Source organism: Pseudomonas sp. Marseille-Q0931 (genome assembly GCF_940789645.1).
Lineage (GTDB): Bacteria > Pseudomonadota > Gammaproteobacteria > Pseudomonadales > Pseudomonadaceae > Aquipseudomonas.
In genome coordinates, this window is the sequence record NZ_CALNWT010000008.1 from 186,810 (window position 1) to 204,330 (window position 17,521).

The 17,521-nt window shown below is 63.2% G+C and carries 15 protein-coding genes; 14 read left to right on the forward strand and 1 reads right to left on the reverse strand.

Going from position 1 to position 17,521, the window contains the following annotated elements; all coding sequences use genetic code 11:
- A complete protein-coding gene (algB, locus tag P3C50_RS14660) occupies positions 1-1,353 on the reverse strand; it encodes a sigma-54-dependent response regulator transcription factor AlgB (RefSeq protein ID WP_275546576.1) in 1,353 nt (450 codons plus the stop codon).
- 211 nt (positions 1,354-1,564) lie between these two features.
- On the opposite strand from algB, the gene P3C50_RS14665 reads away from it, so the two are divergent.
- The 14 genes from P3C50_RS14665 to P3C50_RS14730 all read left to right on the forward strand — a co-directional run bounded on the left by P3C50_RS14665 (position 1,565) and on the right by P3C50_RS14730 (position 17,485).
- Entirely contained in the window at positions 1,565-2,395 is an 831-nt protein-coding gene (locus tag P3C50_RS14665; RefSeq protein ID WP_275546577.1) for a BON domain-containing protein, read from the forward strand.
- Positions 2,396-2,460: 65 nt separating this feature from the next.
- The gene (locus tag P3C50_RS14670) at positions 2,461-2,895 is read left to right on the forward strand and encodes a ferritin-like domain-containing protein (RefSeq protein ID WP_275546578.1); all 435 of its coding nucleotides are present in this window, start codon (positions 2,461-2,463) and stop codon (positions 2,893-2,895) included.
- 660 nt (positions 2,896-3,555) lie between these two features.
- Positions 3,556-4,524: a PstS family phosphate ABC transporter substrate-binding protein gene (locus P3C50_RS14675; protein ID WP_275546579.1), complete on the forward strand. Its 969-nt coding sequence runs from the start codon at positions 3,556-3,558 to the stop codon at positions 4,522-4,524.
- Positions 4,525-4,691: 167 nt separating this feature from the next.
- Positions 4,692-6,977 (forward strand): ABC transporter permease subunit, encoded by a 2,286-nt coding sequence (locus P3C50_RS14680; protein WP_275546580.1) that lies wholly within the window; start codon positions 4,692-4,694, stop codon positions 6,975-6,977.
- A 13-nt stretch (positions 6,978-6,990) separates the two neighbouring features.
- Positions 6,991-8,667 carry a phosphate ABC transporter permease PstA gene (gene pstA, locus P3C50_RS14685; RefSeq protein ID WP_275546581.1) on the forward strand — a complete coding sequence of 559 codons (1,677 nt, stop codon included), beginning with the start codon at positions 6,991-6,993 and terminating at the stop codon, positions 8,665-8,667.
- A 103-nt stretch (positions 8,668-8,770) separates the two neighbouring features.
- Positions 8,771-9,604: a phosphate ABC transporter ATP-binding protein PstB gene (gene pstB, locus P3C50_RS14690; protein WP_197857709.1), complete on the forward strand. Its 834-nt coding sequence runs from the start codon at positions 8,771-8,773 to the stop codon at positions 9,602-9,604.
- Positions 9,605-9,779: 175 nt separating this feature from the next.
- Positions 9,780-10,508, forward strand: coding sequence for a phosphate signaling complex protein PhoU (phoU, locus tag P3C50_RS14695; RefSeq protein ID WP_197857710.1), 729 nt, complete (start codon positions 9,780-9,782; stop codon positions 10,506-10,508).
- Positions 10,509-10,643: 135 nt separating this feature from the next.
- Positions 10,644-11,555 (forward strand): response regulator, encoded by a 912-nt coding sequence (locus tag P3C50_RS14700; RefSeq protein WP_275546582.1) that lies wholly within the window; start codon positions 10,644-10,646, stop codon positions 11,553-11,555.
- 201 nt (positions 11,556-11,756) lie between these two features.
- On the forward strand, positions 11,757-12,653 hold the full coding sequence (locus P3C50_RS14705; protein WP_197857712.1) for a peptidoglycan DD-metalloendopeptidase family protein: 897 nt from the start codon (positions 11,757-11,759) through the stop codon (positions 12,651-12,653).
- A gap of 1,243 nt (positions 12,654-13,896) precedes the next feature.
- Positions 13,897-15,192: a flagellar filament capping protein FliD gene (gene fliD / locus P3C50_RS14710; RefSeq protein WP_275546583.1), complete on the forward strand. Its 1,296-nt coding sequence runs from the start codon at positions 13,897-13,899 to the stop codon at positions 15,190-15,192.
- On the forward strand, positions 15,192-15,590 hold the full coding sequence (fliS, locus tag P3C50_RS14715) for a flagellar export chaperone FliS (RefSeq protein ID WP_197857714.1): 399 nt from the start codon (positions 15,192-15,194) through the stop codon (positions 15,588-15,590). The genes fliD and fliS overlap by 1 nt, the downstream gene beginning before the upstream one ends.
- On the forward strand, positions 15,574-15,891 hold the full coding sequence (locus P3C50_RS14720; RefSeq protein WP_275546584.1) for a hypothetical protein: 318 nt from the start codon (positions 15,574-15,576) through the stop codon (positions 15,889-15,891). The genes fliS and P3C50_RS14720 overlap by 17 nt, the downstream gene beginning before the upstream one ends.
- Before the next feature lie 4 nt (positions 15,892-15,895).
- Positions 15,896-16,981, forward strand: a complete 1,086-nt coding sequence (locus tag P3C50_RS14725; protein WP_275546585.1) for a flagellar hook-length control protein FliK — start codon at positions 15,896-15,898, stop codon at positions 16,979-16,981.
- A gap of 27 nt (positions 16,982-17,008) precedes the next feature.
- Positions 17,009-17,485, forward strand: coding sequence for a flagellar basal body-associated FliL family protein (locus P3C50_RS14730; RefSeq protein ID WP_197857717.1), 477 nt, complete (start codon positions 17,009-17,011; stop codon positions 17,483-17,485).
- Positions 17,486-17,521: the final 36 nt, after the last annotated feature.

Sequence of the window (17,521 nt, forward strand, 5' to 3'; positions counted from 1 at the left end):
TCAGAGGTTGTACTGCTTGCGTTTGCGGTAGAGGGTCGAGGTGTCGATACCCAGGGTCCTGGCCGCCAGGTCGAGGGTGCTGCTGCTGGCCAGCACCGCAGCGATATGGGCCTTTTCCAGCTCCTCGAGGCTCATCGGCGCGCCGACCCGTACGGTGCTGCTTGGTGCTTCGCTGCTGCCGCCGAGGCCGAGGTGGGCGATCTCCACCGCTTCCTGCTGGCAGATGATGCTGGCCCGTTCGATGACGTTGCGCAGTTCGCGAATATTGCCCGGCCAGTGATAGGCCTGCAGGGCGGCTGCCGCCTCGGGCGTGAAGGCACAGGCCGGACGGCCGTAGTCGCTGACGAAGCGGGCGAGAAAGCGTTCGGCCAGGGACATCACATCCTCATGTCGCTCACGCAGCGGCGGCAGCTTGAGGGTGATGACATTGAGGCGGTAGAGCAGGTCTTCACGGAAGCGCCCTTCGCGCACCATTTCGTCGAGATCCAGGTTGGTGGCGGCGACGATGCGCACATCGGCGCGGCGCGTGACCGGATCGCCGACGCGCTCGTATTCCTTGTCCTGGATGAAGCGCAGCAGCTTGGGTTGCAGCGCCAGCGGGAAATCGCCGATCTCATCGAGGAACAGGGTGCCGCCGTCGGCCTGGCTGACCCGGCCCTGGGTGCTTTCGCTGGCGCCGGTGAATGAGCCGCGGGCGTGGCCGAATAGTTCGCTTTCCATCAGCTCGGCGGTCAGCGACGGGCAGTTGATGGTCACGCAGGTGCGTTTGGCACGGCGGCTCCAACCGTGAATGGCGCGTGCCAACTCGCCCTTGCCGGTACCGGACTCGCCGAGAATGAGGATATTGGCATCGGTGGTGGCGACCTGCCGCGCGGTTTCCAGGATCGACATCATCGCCGGGCTGTGCGAATCGAGTCCGTCCTTGACCTTGCGTACTTCGCCCTCCAGTGCCTCCAGGCGCGCGGCCAGGGTGCGCACTTCCAGCTGCTTGGCAGCCGCCAGGCGCAGTTGATCGGGGGTGCAGGGCTTGACCAGGTAATCGGCAGCGCCGGCCTGGATGGCGTCGACTGCGGTATCCACCGCCGAGTGGGCGGTGACGATCACCACGCGCATCCACGGCGCCTGGATGCGCATTTGCGCCAGCAGATCGAGGCCGCTGTCTTCGCCCAGGCGCAGGTCGAGGAAGCACAGGTCGAACACCTGACGATGCAGCAGGGCTTCGGCCTGCGCTGCGCTACTGGCACCCGCGACATCGTAGCCTTCATCTTCGAGGCAGTAGCGGAAAGTACGCAGGATTGCCGCTTCGTCATCCACCAGCAAAATGCGCCCGCTAGTTTGCTCTGCTACTGCCATTTATATGCTCCGTCTCGCTGGTCAATGCAGCTTAGTCAGGTAAAAACCGTGCAAGTTGCACGGCCTGACTGCGCCGATACTGCACCCTGCATGCAGGCAGGGTGCCTTTATTATTGTTAACTATTTGTTTTTAAAGGAATTTATCTGTCTTTTTGGGCTGGCATGAGGCTTGCGATATTGCTTGTATCGTCTCACGAACAGGAGTGAACTTATGCCCCCGTTCAAACCCTTGATACTGGCTGCCAGCACAGCGCTGCTGCTCGGCCTTACCCCACTGGTCAGCCAGGCCACCGAGGGCGCGCTGGCTCCCCAGTTGGACGCTGCCCGCCAGGAAGGTTCCATCTGGACAGCCTTCGCACTCAATCGCCATCTCAATCCGTTCAAGCTCGATATCGATGTAGAGGATGGCGTAGCCACGCTCGGCGGTAAGGTCGAGAACGACGTACAGAAAGAACTCGCTGAGCAGGTGGCGCTGAGCATAGAGGGCATCGACTCGGTGGACAATCGCATCGAGGTCGGCAGCGATGCCGTCGAGGGCAATCCGCCCGGCATGGTTCAACGTCTGGAAGATGCCAGCCTCGCCGCAACCGTGAAGTCCAAGTTGCTCTGGAACAGCAACACTCGCGGCCTGGACATCCAGGTCAAGAGCGAGACCGGCAACATCACCTTGAGCGGCCATGCGCAGACCCCGGCGGCCAAGGAACTGGCCGGCCAGTTGGCGGCCAATACCGATGGTGTGAACGAGGTGTTCAACCACCTCAGCATCAGCACGGCCGACAGCAGTAGCAGTGAGGTGCAAACGACCCTCGACGAGGCACGCGAGAACATCAGCGACGGCTGGATCACCAGCAAGGTCGAGGCCAGCTTTCTCTATAGCCGCAACCTGGATGCGATGAACATCTCGGTGGACACCAGTGACGGCTTGGTCAGCCTGCGCGGCAGTGTGCTGAGCAGCGCCGAGAAACGTCTGGCGGTCGAGATTGCCCGCAATATCCGCGGTGTTCGCGGCGTCGATGCCGACGCCCTGCGCATCAGCAGCTGATTCACGACCCGTCGGCCGCCGCAGCGACCGGCAACCCGAAAGTCCCATCGCCAAGGAGAGAATCCATGAGCAGCAAGACCGCACAACTCAATGAACTGATCGAAATCACCCGTGACGGCAAACGCTTCTACGAGCATGCCCACGAGGAGGTCAAGGATGTTCGCCTGCAGGCGCTATTCCGTGACATGGTGCGCGCCAAGACCCAGGTGATCGATGCGCTGAGCGTCAAGGTCGCGGCCAATCAGAGCGAGCCGGCAGCCGGCGGCACCATGCTGGGCAAGCTGCGCCAGTTCTATGCCGACACCCGCGCGACCCTGGCCAAGGATGAAGACGCCACCTACGTGGCGCAGCTTGAGGACGCGGAAGACCGCATCCTGCATGCCTTCGAAGACGCGCTGGAGAGTGCCGACCAGGACGTCCGCGTGCTGCTGGCCGTCGAAATGCCCAAGGTACGCGCCTGCCATGAGCGCATGCGCGCGTTGAAGCAGAGCATGCAGTAATCGCTGCTGCGCTGTTCCGAGCCCCTGCACGTTAGGCGTGCGGGGGCTTTTTTGTTGGGCAGATCGGGCTGGCGAGTTTGTGTGTTCTTTTGCGCTATTTATATCCGGGCAAAGATCATTGGCATGTCGATCTTTCGTCTTGGTTTCGCCCCTTACGGGCGAGTCACTTTCTCTTGCTTGCCCAAGAGAAAGTAACCAAAGAGAAGGGCACCCCGCCATCCGGCCCCGGCTGCGCCGGGGTTCCCTCGCTCCATCACCGCTCCAGGGGCACGCCGTGAAGGGCCATCCCTGGCCCATCACGGCTCTCGCGACATCCATGTCGCTCAACCCCTTCCACGGCGATTCCACTCGGCCTCCTGAAGGGGACTTGGGCGTCGCTTGTGAGATCGCGCTTCAAGAGCAAAAGCCAAACGCTACCCACTTTGATCTTCCGGATATTTCGCGAGCTCGCGGTCCCGTAAGTAGGCCAAGCCATCGGCAGCACACACTTAATTGCCAGTCCGGTATCAACCCGCCTTTCACCAAAGCGCCTTTCGCTGCCAAAGCGAAACGTCACTGGTGTTCATTTAACTGTCACATTCGTTTCATACAGTGTTCACGTGGCCTGCAGATACTTGGGCCCGTTCCATCCAACACAACACAATCTGCTAGGAGCAAGGCATGAAACTGAAGCGTTTGATGGCGGCCCTGACTTTCGCCGCCACTGGCGTAAGCGCCGTATCTGCTGTAGCCGCCGTCGACCCGGCTCTGCCGACCTATGAAAAGACTTCCGGTGTGTCGGGCAACCTGTCCAGCGTTGGTTCCGACTCGCTGGCCAACCTGATGACTCTCTGGGCTGAAGAGTTCAAGAAGAGCTATCCGAACGTGAACATTCAGATTCAGGCTGCCGGTTCTTCCACTGCCCCGCCCGCTCTGACCGAGGGCACTGCCAACATCGGCCCGATGAGCCGTCCGATGAAAGACAGCGAAATCCAGGCCTTCGAAGAGAAGTATGGCTACAAGCCGGTCGAAGTACCGGTCGCCATCGACGCCCTGGCGGTGTTCGTGCACAAGGACAACCCGATCAAGAGCCTGGACATGGCTCAGGTCGACGCCATCTTCTCCAGCACCCGCCTGTGCGGTGGCGAGAAGGACATCAAGACCTGGGGTGACCTGGGCCTGACCGGCGAGTGGGCGTCCAAGCCGATCCAGCTGTTCGGCCGCAACTCGGTTTCCGGCACCTACGGCTACTTCAAGGAAGAAGCCCTGTGCAAAGGCGACTACAAGTCCAACGTCAACGAGCAGCCGGGTTCGGCTTCCGTGGTGCAGTCGATCTCCAGCACCCTGAACGCCATCGGTTACTCGGGCATCGGTTACAAGACTTCCAGCGTGAAGACCGTTCCCCTGTCCAAGAAAGGCGGCGAAGCCTTTGACGCCAACGAAGCCAACGCTCTGGCTGGCAAGTTCCCGCTGGCTCGCTTCTTCTACGTCTACGTCAACAAGGCTCCGAACAAGCCGCTGAGCCCGCTGGATGCCGAGTTCCTGAAGCTCGTCCTGTCCAAGCAGGGTCAGGAAGTCGTCGTCAAGGACGGCTACATCCCGCTGCCGAAGAAAGTCGTCGACAAGACCATGAAAGAACTGGGTCTGTAACGACCGCGTAAGGCTGCAATCCGAAGCCCGCCTCTATTCGTAGAGGTGGGCTTTGCTACGTCACCGTGCTGTAACTTTTCTGTCATACGAAACCGCTAGATTGGCCGGGCTCGTGAAACAGACAAAAAATACGGCGCGCTCATGGCCGCGCAGAGAAGCTCTCAATCATGAATGACCTGGCTAGTGAAACCATGACCGCCTCCACCAATTCCCTGGGGCTGGACTTCAACACTCCTGCCCTGCAACGCAAGCGCCGCCTGCGCGCTCTCAAGGATCGCCTGGCTCGCTGGGGCGTTTCCGTCGGTGGCCTCGCCGTGCTCGGCGCCATCACCCTGATTTTCTTCTACCTGGCCTATGTGGTACTGCCCATGTTCCAGGGCGCCGACCTGCAACAGCGCGAGCCGGTACAGCCGGCCTGGCTGGCCGAGGCCGGCAAGCCGCTGCTGATGGCTGTCGAGGAGCAGAACCAGGTCGGCATGCGCCTTGCCAATTCCGGCAGCGTGCAGTTCTTCGATGCCAAGAGCATGGCCGCGCTGAACGCGGTCACGCTGCCGCTGCCGGCGGGCAGCGAAGTGACTTCCGTCGGCGAGGATCAGCCGGGCAGCAACCGCGTCGTGCTGGGCCTCTCCAATGGCCAGGCGCTGGTGTTCGAACACAACTATCGGGTCAGCTACCCCAACGACGTGAAGACCATCACGCCGGTCGTTTCCTACCCCTTCGGTGAGGAACCGCTGACTCTGGACCCGCAAGGCCGCCCGCTCGAGCACATGGGCATCAGTCTGAGCAGTGGCACCCTGGTCATCGCCGCCTCGGTGGGCAGCGAGCTGCACGCGGTCAGCATCAGTCGCGAAGAGAACCTGATGACCGGCGAGGTCAGTACCAGCGAAGATCGCCTGGCGCTGCCGCAGATCGCCGATCCGATCAAGAGCCTGATCATCGATCCGCGCCAGCAGTGGCTGTACGTGATCAATGGCAGCGCCACCGCCGATGTCTTCGACCTGCGCCGCAACACTCTCAACGGCCGTTACAAGCTGCTCAACGACGGCTCCAGCGAAGTGACCTACGCCACTTCGCTGCTCGGCGGCATCTCGCTGCTGGTCGGTGACAGCAAGGGTGGCATCGCCCAGTGGTTCATGGTCCGTGACGAAGACGGCAAGTCTTCGCTGAAATTGGTGCGTGACTTCAAGATGGCGGGCAGCCCGATTGCCCAGATCATCTCCGAGCAGCGCCGCAAGGGCTTCATCGCCATGGATAGCGCCGGTAACCTGGGCGTGTTCCACAGCACCGCGCACCGTACCCTGCTGGTCGAGCAGGTCGCCGATGGCCACACCATGGCGGCCATGTCGCCGCGCGCCAACCGCATTCTGCTGGAACACGACGGCAGCCTCGAGCGCCTGCTGCTCGACAACCCGCACCCGGAAATTTCCTTCAGCGCGCTGTGGGGCAAGGTCTGGTACGAGAACTACGACAAGCCGGCCCACGTCTGGCAGTCCACCTCGGCCAACACCGATGCCGAACCCAAACTGAGCCTGGCGCCGCTGGCCTTCGGTACCCTCAAGGCGGCTTTCTACGCCATGCTGTTGGCCGCTCCGCTGGCGATCGCCGCGGCGATCTACACCGCCTACTTCATGGCGCCGGCGATGCGTGGCAAGGTCAAACCGGTGATCGAGCTGATGGAAGCGCTGCCGACGGTGATTCTCGGCTTCTTCGCCGGCCTGTTCCTCGCGCCCTATGTCGAGGGACACCTGCCCGGTATCTTCAGCCTGTTGATCTTCACGCCGATCGGCATCGTGCTGGCAGGCTTCATCTGGAGCCGCCTGCCGGAGTCCGTGCGCCTGCGCGTACCGGACGGCTGGGAAGCTGCGCTGCTGATCCCCGTCATCCTGGCCGTCGCGTTCTTTTCCCTGAGCATGAGCGGTCACCTGGAAAACTGGCTGTTCGACGGCAACATGCGCCAGTGGCTGAGCAATGACCTGGGCATTCCGTTCGACCAGCGCAACGCCCTGGTGGTCGGTCTGGCCATGGGCTTCGCGGTGATTCCGAACATCTACTCGATCGCCGAAGACGCTGTGTTCAGCGTACCCAAGAGCCTGACCTTTGGCTCTCTGGCCCTCGGTGCCACGCCGTGGCAGACCCTGACCCGCGTGGTGATCCTGACTGCCAGCCCGGGCATCTTCTCGGCGCTGATGATCGGCATGGGCCGCGCCGTCGGCGAAACCATGATCGTGCTGATGGCCACCGGCAACACGCCGATCATGGACATGAACATCTTCGAAGGCCTGCGCACCCTGGCCGCCAACGTGGCGGTGGAGATGCCGGAGTCGGAAGTGGGCGGTACCCATTACCGCGTCCTGTTCCTTTCCGCGCTGGTGCTGCTGACCTTCACCTTCGTCATGAACACTCTGGCCGAGCTGGTGCGTCAGCGCCTGCGCGTCAAGTACGCATCGCTCTGAGGACTGCAAGACTATGTCCGTGAAACAGAACAACATGAAATCCTGGTTCAAGAGCGGTTCGCCCTGGATCTGGATGAACGCCGGCGCGGTGTCCATCGCCATCATCATGGTCATCGGCCTGCTGTCGGTGATCGCGGTGCGCGGTCTGGCGCACTTCTGGCCGGCCGACATCATCGAAGCCAACTATCAGGTGCCCGGCCAGGAAGCCAGGGTGATGGCTGGCGCCGTGGTGCAGATCGAGGAAATCCCGCGTGCCCGCTTGGCCGCCTCCGGCCTGCCGGTGGATGTCGAGGGTGGCGAGTTCATGACCCGCGAGCTGATCAAGGTGGGTAACCGCGACCTGTACGGTGCGGACTTCACCTGGGTTGTCGGCGAGTGGCTGAGCGACCAGCGCAAGCCGGTGGACATCACCGCCTTCGAGCGTCGCGAGTGGGGCAACTTCTACGGCTACCTGGTCAACGTCAAGGAAAATGGCCAACTGGTCGCTGAAGGCGACGCTGCCTGGGCGGAGCTGCAGAAGCGTCTGCAGCGCGTCGAAGACCTGCATGGCGAAATCGTCAAACTGGAGAAGCGCGACATCGGCCGCATCAACGCCGGCCTGGAGCGCGTGCGCCTGCAGACCCGCAAGCTGGAGCTCACCAACCAGCTCACCGATGCCGCCCAGGCCGACCTAGCTGCCGAGCGCGCCCAGTGGGACGCCGAGTACAAGGTGCTGGAGGCCGAGCTGAGCGCGCGCTACGAGCAGTTCAACCGCGACAGCATGACCGTGCGTTCGGCTGACGGCCGCGAACAGGAAATCAGCCTCGGCAAGGTGGTACGCGCCTTCCGCCCGAACGCCATGTCGACGCTGGACAAGCTGAGCCACTATGGCAGCAAGGTCTGGGAGTTCGTCAGCGACGACCCGCGTGAAGCCAACACCGAAGGCGGCATCTTCCCGGCGATCTTCGGCACCATCATGATGACCCTGATCATGGCGGTGATCGTTACCCCGTTCGGCGTGATCGCAGCCATCTACCTGCGCGAGTATGCCAAGCAGGGCCCGCTGACCCGGGTGATCCGCATCGCGGTGAACAACCTGGCTGGCGTCCCGGCGATCGTCTATGGCGTATTCGGCCTGGGTTTCTTCGTCTACGTGCTGGGTGGCTCGATCGACCGCCTGTTCTTCCCGGAAGCCGCGCCGGCGCCGACCTTCGGTACGCCAGGCCTGCTGTGGGCCTCGCTGACCCTGGCGCTGCTCGCGGTACCGGTGGTGATCGTCGCCACCGAGGAAGGCCTGTCGCGCATTCCGCGAGCGCTGCGTGAAGGCTCCCTGGCCCTGGGCGCGACCAAGGTGGAAACCCTGTGGCGCGTGGTGCTGCCGATGGCTAGCCCGGCGATGATGACCGGCCTGATTCTCGCCGTGGCCCGCGCCGCCGGCGAAGTGGCGCCGCTGATGCTGGTGGGTGTGGTCAAGCTGGCGCCGAGCCTGCCGCTCGACGGCAACTATCCTTACCTGCACCTGGACCAGAAGATCATGCACCTGGGCTTCCACATCTACGACGTCGGCTTCCAGAGCCCCAACGTCGAGGCCGCGCGGCCGCTGGTATATGCCACCGCGCTGCTGCTGGTGCTGGTGATCGCGGTTCTCAACCTGACGGCCATCTACCTGCGCAACCGCCTGCGCGAGAAGTACAAGGCCCTGGACCACTAAATCCGAGCCGCAAGCCCCAAGCCGCCAGCTTCGAGCAGAAGTGCGGCGACCGGGCTTGCAGCTTGTAGCTTGCAGCTTGCCGCTGCGAACGGAGTGAGCACTTATGCAACACGAAAACGCTACCCACGGTATCGACCTCGCGGCCCTGGGCCGAGACAAGCAAAGCCTCAACCTGGCATCCGAGACCGTGGCCATCCAGGTGCCGGGCCTGAATCTCTACTACGGTGAGAAGCAGGCGCTGTTCGACGTCAAGATGGATATCCCCAAGCAGCGCGTGACCGCCTTCATCGGCCCGTCCGGCTGCGGCAAGTCGACCCTGCTGCGTACCTTCAACCGCATGAACGACCTGGTCGACGGTTGCCGTGTGGAAGGTGAGATCAACATCGACGGGCGCAACATCTACCGCAAGGGCGAGGACGTGGCCGAGCTGCGCCGCCGCGTCGGCATGGTGTTCCAGAAGCCCAACCCCTTCCCCAAGAGCATCTACGAGAACGTGGTGTATGGCCTGCGTATCCAGGGCATCAACAGCAAGCGCGTGCTCGACGAAGCGGTGGAGTGGGCGCTGAAGAGCGCGGCGCTGTGGGATGAGGTAAAGGACCGTCTGCACGACTCGGCGCTGGGCCTGTCCGGCGGCCAGCAGCAGCGTCTGGTGATCGCCCGTACGGTGGCGGTGCAGCCGGAAGTGCTGCTGCTCGACGAGCCCTGCTCGGCACTCGACCCGATCTCCACGCTGAAGGTCGAAGAGCTGATTTACGAGCTCAAGAGCAAGTACACCATCGTCATCGTTACCCACAACATGCAGCAGGCCGCGCGGGTTTCCGACTACACGGCATTCATGTACATGGGCAAGCTGATCGAGTTCGGTGACACCGATACCCTGTTCACCAACCCGGCCAAGAAGCAGACAGAAGACTACATCACCGGTCGTTACGGCTGATGGCCATGTCAGAGGGCGCTGGACTGCGTCGGCGGAACTTGCCGTACTACCTGTACTGTCTGCGTTCCGCCTCCTTGCCCAGCACCCTCTGCCAAAGCCCATCCCTTAACAACCAGTAGGGTGCGCCGTGCGCACCATGGTCACCCAAGCCGGCAGCTTTCGCGGAGCGAACCCAATGATCAATAAAGACAACCTTACCCAGCACATCTCCCAGCAATTCAACGCCGAGCTGGAAGAAGTGCGCAGCCACCTGCTGGCCATGGGCGGCCTGGTGGAAAAGCAGGTCAACGACGCCGTCACCGCGCTGATCGAGGCCGACTCCGGCCTGGCCCAGCAGGTGCGCGAGATTGATGACCAGATCAACCAGATGGAGCGCAACATCGACGAGGAGTGCGTACGCATCCTCGCCCGTCGCCAGCCGGCGGCCTCCGACCTGCGTCTGATCATCAGCATCTCCAAGTCGGTGATCGACCTGGAGCGCATCGGCGACGAGTCGACCAAGATCGCCAAGCGCGCCATCCAGCTGTGCGAGGAGGGTGAGTCGCCGCGTGGCTACGTCGAGGTGCGTCATATCGGTGATCAGGTGCGCAGGATGGTGCAGGAGGCGCTGGACGCCTTCGCTCGTTTCGATGCCGACCTGGCGCTGTCCGTGGCGCAGTACGACAAGACCGTCGACCGCGAGTACAAGACCGCGCTGCGCGAGTTGGTCACCTTCATGATGGAAGATCCGCGTTCGATCTCCCGCGTGCTCAACGTGATCTGGGCGCTGCGTTCGTTGGAGCGCATCGGCGATCATGCGCGCAACATCGCCGAACTGGTGATCTACCTGGTGCGCGGCACCGATGTTCGCCACATCGGCCTGACCCGTATGCGCGAAGAGGTAGAGGGCAAGCCCAAGGAATGAGGCCCGCTTCATGCCGACGGCCCGGGACTTCCCGGGCCGTTTCTTTTGCGCGATTTGTTGTGCGTCCGGCGTTTTCCGTTGGCCTTAGGCCACTGGCCATGACTATGCTTACTGCCATTCGTACAGGAGTAACCGATGAGCAAAGTCAGTGTGCTGGTGGTGGATGACGCGACCTTTATCCGTGATCTGGTCAAGAAAGGGCTGCGCGATAACTTCCCCGGCGTACAGATCGAGGAAGCGATCAATGGCCGCAAGGCCCAGCAGATGTTGAGCCGTCAGGTGGTCGACCTGATTCTCTGCGACTGGGAAATGCCGGAGATGTCCGGCCTCGAGCTGCTGACCTGGTGCCGCGAGCAGGACAACCTGAAAACCACGCCCTTCATCATGGTCACCAGCCGTGGCGACAAGGAGAACGTGGTGCAGGCGATCCAGGCCGGTGTCTCCGATTACATCGGCAAGCCGTTTTCCAACGAGCAGTTGGTGACCAAGGTGAAGAAGGCGTTGAGCCGTGCTGGCAAGCTGCAGGCCCTGGCCGCCAGCGCGCCGCCGAAAATGCTCAGTAGCGGTGGTTTCGCCAATGACTCGCTGGCCGCACTCACCGGCGGCAAGGCTGACGTGGTCAAGCCCAGCGCACCGACGCCGGCCCCTGCTGCAGCCGCGCCGGCGGCCAGCGCCGCGCCAGCACCCGCTGCAGCCAGCAAGGCGCCGGCCGGGCGTGGCCAGGGCCAGCTGCGCCTGCCGGCCGGCAGCATGGCCTGTGTGATCAAGGCGCTGAGCCTCAAGGAGGCGCTGCTGGTGGTCAAGCGTGGCGAGCCGCTGCCGCAGGTACTGGAGAGCGCTGTGCTCGATCTGGAGCAGGGCGAGGCGGCGGAAACCGCTCGGCTCAATGGCTACCTGCACGCGGTGGCGGCCTTCGAGCCCAAGCCCGAGAGTGAATGGCTGCAGCTGACCTTCCGCTTCGTCGACCGCGACCCGCAGAAGCTCGACTACCTGTCACGCCTGATCGCCCGCGGCACGGCGCAGAAGCATTTCGTCCCTGGCGCCTGAGCGGCGCGATCGCGGCGGGCTGTACCCGCCTACGCTTCCCCAGCACCATGGCGCCGGTGCAACCCGCTGCCGTCCATGGTGCTCATCCGACCGGCGGCGGTGAGCCGGTTCACAGCCTGACGGCCGGTACCTCGCATGTGCCGTGCCGCGCTGCTAGTCTTCACAACCCGGATATCAAAAAGCCATAAGATCCGAGTCGTTATGCTAGGGCGTCTGATCATTCTCTGCAGTCTGCTGGCCTTCTGCGGCCAGGCCGCTGCGCTGACCATCTACAAATACGTCGACAACAACGGCGTGGTGACCTACAGCGACCAGGCCGCGCCTGGCGCGCAGGTGTTCGTGTTCAACGATCGCATGGTCGAGCGTCTGGACAACCAGGTGAAGCTGGAAACCAGAAAGCACGAAGCCGGTGAAACCCTGCTGGTTCGCAACGACCTCTATGCGCCGGTGGAAATCGAGGTGAAGCTGGAGCAGGTGCACAACGCCATCGGCGCGCCGGACAAACCGATTCGCTGGGTACTGCCGCCGCGCAGCAATATCCGCCTGGCCACGCTGACGGCGCAGGACGTGTCCAAACCGCTGCGCTACAAGCCCAGGCTGCGCTATGCCCTTGGCGATCCACGTCTGCAGCCGAGCATCCATCGTTATCCGCTGCCCTGGCGCGGCGGCCCCTTCCGCCAGACCCAGGGCGCCAACGGCACTTACAGCCATTTCACGCCCAAGGGCCGTTACGCGGTGGATATCGCCATGCCCGAGGGCACGCCCATCGTCGCAGCGCGCGGTGGCGTGGTGGTCAAGACCGAGAACCAGCAAAGCGGCCGTGGCAACAACCCGGCCGGCAATTTCGTGCGCATCCTGCATGACGACGGCACCATGGGCGTCTACCTGCACCTGATGAAGGGTTCGGTCAGCGTGCGCGAGGGCCAGCGCGTGGAGACCGGCAGCCTGCTGGCGCGCTCCGGCAACACCGGCAATAGCACCGGCCCGCACCTGCACTTCGTGGTGCAGCGCAACGTCGGTCTGGCTGTCGAATCCATCCCCTTCAACTTCCGCCAGCCGGTCAACAGCCTGCCCAATTTCGCCGTCGGGGGCGAGTAACACTTCTCGCCTCGCCTCGCCTCGCCTCGCATCGCAATCCATTCCAGCCCCGGCGCCACCCCGTGGGGACGTCGGAAAAGCTTCGCGGTCAAGACCGCTCCCACAGTTCGAATGCTGCAGGTTCTGGTTCTTCTGTGGGAGCGGACTTGTCCGCGGACAAGAGGATGGGCGGCGAATAACCCTTCGTGCCCCGCGTCGCAATCCGTTCACGCCCCCCGGCGCTACGCAGTGGTGATGCCGGAAAAGCTTCGCGGTCAAGACCGCTCCCACAGTTCGTGCGCTGTCAGGTACTGGAGTTCTGTGGGAGCGGACTTGTCCGCGAACAAGACGGTGGGCGGTGAATAACGCTTCGCGCCCCCGCGTCGCAATCCATTCCTACCCCGGCGCCACCCTGTGGGGACGCCGGAAATCTTCGCGGTCAAGACCGCTCCCACAGTTCGGGCGCTGTCAGGTACTGGCTCTTCTGTGGGAGCGGACTTGTCCGCGAAGAGGATGGACGGCGAATAACCCTTCGCGCCCCGCGTCGCAATCCGTTCAAGCCCCCCGGCGCTACGCAGTGGTGATGCCGGAAAAGCTTCGCGGTCAAGACCGCTCCCACAGTTCGGGTGCTGTCAGGTTCTGGCTCTTCTGTGGGAGCGGACTTGTCCGCGAAGAGGATGGACGGCGAATAACCCTTCGCGCCCGCATCGCAATCCATTCCAGCCCCTGGCGCTACGCAGTGGTGATGCCGGAAAAGCTTCGCGGTCAAGACCGCTCCCACATATCGAATGCTGCAGGTTCTGGTTCTTCTGTGGGAGCGGACTTGTCCGCGAACAAGAGGATGGACGGCGAATAACCCTTCGCGCCCCGCATCGCTATCAATCCAGCCCGGCGCCACCCTGTGGGGACGCCGGAAAAGCTTCGCGGTCAAGACCGCTCCCACATATCGGGCGCTGCCAGGTTCTGGCTCTTCTGTGGGAGCGGACTTGTCCGCGAACAGGACGGGCAGAAACCCTTCAGAACCTCCGTCACACCATCCGTGTCATGACGCTTGCGCTTAAGCGGCATGCCCTCAGGGTCGCCTGTGTAATGGGTACGTCCGCGGCCCGCGCGACACGGGCGGAAGTCAGCCTTCCGCTTGTCGCTCGCCGCCGCGCGAGCGGAAAGGATCTTTCACCTGGCGGTTAGCTTAAAGCCTTTAATATCAATGGCTTAGTTTGTTGGCACCGCTATTGCTATCTCACAGGAAAACGGGTGTCCGACTATGGCTATCGATTCAGATTACGTTCAAAGCATGGCGACCCAGCTGGCCCAGTACGAAGTTCAGGGCCAGTTGGCCAAGGCCAATCGCAACCAGGCGTCATACAAAGCGCAGCTCAATGCTCTGACCACGCTGGATACTGCGCTGAAGAGCTTCAAGAGCGCCGCCAGCGGTCTCAAGCTGGCCGGCAGCAGCATGCTGGTCAACAGCGCCAGCTTCACCCAGGAGGGCTATGCCAGCGCCACGGTAGGTAGCAAGGCCGTGGCGGGCAGTTACGATTTCTTCGTCCAGCAACTGGCCAGCAAGAGCCAGGTTGCCCTGCAGGGGTTGCAGGACGGCAACCTCGGCAGCGGCAGCCTGACCATCGGTCAGGGCAGTGGCTCGTTCAACATCGATCTCGGCACCGTCGCGACCCTCGACGAACTGGCCAAGGCCATCAACGCCGCCGCCGATAACGAGGGCGTGAAGGCGACACTGGTGCGCAGCAATGGCCAGGTCAACCTGGTGCTGACCAGCGAGAAGACCGGTGCCGACCAGGCCATCAGTCTGAGTGCCAGCGGCAATGCTGCGTTCGAAGGGGCCGTGGCCGGGCGTCAGGAACTCTCCGTGGCCAAGGATGCCATCGTGCGCCTCGGCGGTGAGACGGGTATCGAGCTGACCAGCACCAGCAACACCTTCGACAACCTCATCGATGGCGTCAGCCTGACCTTCAGCAAGGCGCACAAGAGCGGTGATGCGCCGCTGACCATGGAAGTCGGCCAGGATCAGAAAGCCACCAAGGAAAAGGCGCAGACCTTCGTCAACGCCTTCAACGCGCTGATGACCAGTTTCGATTCGCTCACCGCCAGCGGCGGCGAGAGCGGCGGTCGTGGGGTTCTGGCCGGTGATGCCAGCGTGCGTGCCATCGAGGGCATGCTCAATCAGTTGGTGCGCACCTCGTTCGGTGGTGTGAGCCTCACCGAGTTCGGCATCGCCGCCGACCGCAACGGCAAGCTGACCATCGACAACGCGCGCTTCGAGAAGGCCGTGGCAGCCAACCCGGAGGGCTTTGAGAAGCTGTTCACCGACAAGGGCAACCTGCTCGACACCCTGGACAAGAACCTGGCGGCTTACACCAGCAGCGCCGGCGGCCTGCTGACCGACCGCAAGGACAACCTCAATACCCAGCTGCGCCGTGTCGATCAGCAGTTCGACACCATCCAGAAGCAGTACGACTCCTACTACGCCCGCTATCTCCGCCAGTACACCGGTCTCATGCAGACCATGGCGGCGATGGAACAGACCTACGGAATGTTCTGATGAGTGCCTACAACCTCAACGAAAGTTACGACAGCTACCGCACAGTGGATCTCGAGGCGCGCGCTGCCGCCGCCTCGCCTTATGAACTGGTGCTGGTGCTGTTCGACGGCCTGCTCGACGAGCTGGCCCGTGCCCGTGGCCATATCGAGGCCAAGCGTTACCAGCAGAAGGGCCAGTCCCTGGAGAAGTGCCTGAACATCCTCAATGGCCTTAATGGCGCCCTCGATTACGAGAACGGCGGCGAGCTGGTGCAGGGCCTGGCGCGGCTTTACGACTACTGCATCTATCGACTCTCCGACGTCAGCGTCAGCCTGTCGCTGGAGGGGCTGGACGAGGTGGTCGGCCTGCTCGGCGTGCTGCGCGAAGGCTGGGAAAGCGTGAATGCAACGCGCAAGTGAACTGCGCGCGCTGCAGCAGTTGCATGCCCAGCTGACGCAAGCGCTGGAGCAGGGCGACTGGACGAGCATCGGCGAGATCGACTCGCGGATTCGCGCCTGTCTGCAACTGCTGGCCGCTCTGCCGAGCCTGAGCGACGAGGTGCGTGAGGCCAGGGAGCAACTACGCCAGTTACACGGGCAGGCGCGCAACGCCTGCGCCGAGGAATGCGAGCGGGTGCGTCGGCAGTTGCTGACGCATCTGGAATACGCCGAAGGACGCAGTGCTTATATGCGCGTCGATCTGTATCAAGCCGGGAGATAAAAGGGTGCTGCAACTGATCAATGCCAACGCTCGGGTCAGCCCGAGTGGTTCCGCCGAGCAAACGCTGCCGTCGGGGTTTGCCCAGGCTGGCAGCGCGGGCGATGCGACCCGGCCGTTCGATCAGCAGATGGCCGTGCAGGGCTTCGCTGCTGCCGATGCGCAAGCGGTGCCCGGCTTGAGCGTGACGCCCGAAGCCATCCACCTCAGCGAAGCGGATGCCGAGCAGTGGCTGGCCGGAATGCTGGGGCAGCAGGCCGTGCGTATCGAGGCGCGCGAGGCGCCGGAGCCGGTGCAGGAAGAGCAGGAACAGGTGCAGGAAGATGAGGCCGAGCAGGCCGCCGTGTTACCTGCCGCACTCCTCGACCAGGCGCACGTGCAGTCTCGTGAGCAGCGCTTGCCAGCGGAGACGTTGCGCGCTGCCACCGCTACCGCACCCGGCCAGCCGCCAGCGCCAGTTGCGGACCCAGTGGCAGTGCCCAAGTCGCTGCTGACGGCCGAGACCGCGACTCAGGCTGCCGCGCCGCTAGTGCTGGATGACGTCGTCGAGCTGAAGGCGATTGAGCGCCTGCCGGGTAGCAGCACGGACAGCGACAAGGTGATGCCAGGCAGCGCTGCCGCTACCTCGGCCGCTCCCGCGCCGCTGGCGACCGAGCGCCCGCTCAAGCTGCATGCGCCGCAGGCGCAGTGGGGCGAACAGATGCTGGCCAGCCTGCGTGAGCATGTCGACCTGCAGATCAACCAGCGCATTCAGAACGCCACCATTCGCCTCGACCCGCCGGAGCTGGGCAGCCTGGAAATCTTCCTCAGCCACGAGTCCGGCCGCCTCAGCGTGCAACTGTCCGCGGCCAATGCCGATGTGGCGCGTCTGCTGCAGCAGACCAGCGAGCGCCTGCGTCAGGAGCTGGTGGGGCAGAACTTCGTGCAGGTCAACGTACAGGTCTCCGCCGATGCGCAGGGCGGTCGCCAGCAGCAACAGGCGCAGGCCCAGGCCTGGCTCGCCGAAGACGCTGTGGCGGCAGCCGCGGTGCTGCCGAGCGGTGGCGAGCGCAGCGCCACGGAGTCGGCCAGCGATGTGCTGGTCACCGTTTAATTTCCCGTTAGTGAATCGAGAGTAGTCATGACAATGCCGCGCATCCTCCTGCTGCTGGTTATCTTCAACACCCTGGTGGTGATCGGCGGCAGCATTTTCAACTACGCCACGCTCAAGTCGATGCAGACTGGCCAGGCGGTGCTCGGCATTTCCGCTGGCAATACAGGCGGCGAAGAGGAAGAAGCCAGCAGCGAATACCGTTTCTTTCCCATCGAGAAAGTGATCGTCAGCCTGCAGGGCGAGACCCGCGAGCATTATTTCGTCCTCGACCTGGTGCTGCAGGCCGACCTGGAGACCGATCCGAAGAAGCTCGAGCAGATCGACCCCATGGTGCGCAATTCGGTGGTGGCGCACTTGTCCTCGATGACCTTCGAGAAGCTGCGCGGCATGCCCATTCCCGAGTTGCAAGGCACCCTGGAGCGGGTGCTGTCCGATGATTTCGCCAGCAAGAAACTGGCGAAGCCCTTCGCCAGCGTGCTGGTCAGCAAGCTGATCGTCCAGTAGGGCGCAGCGAGCGACTGCGCCGGAACCGGAGCCGAC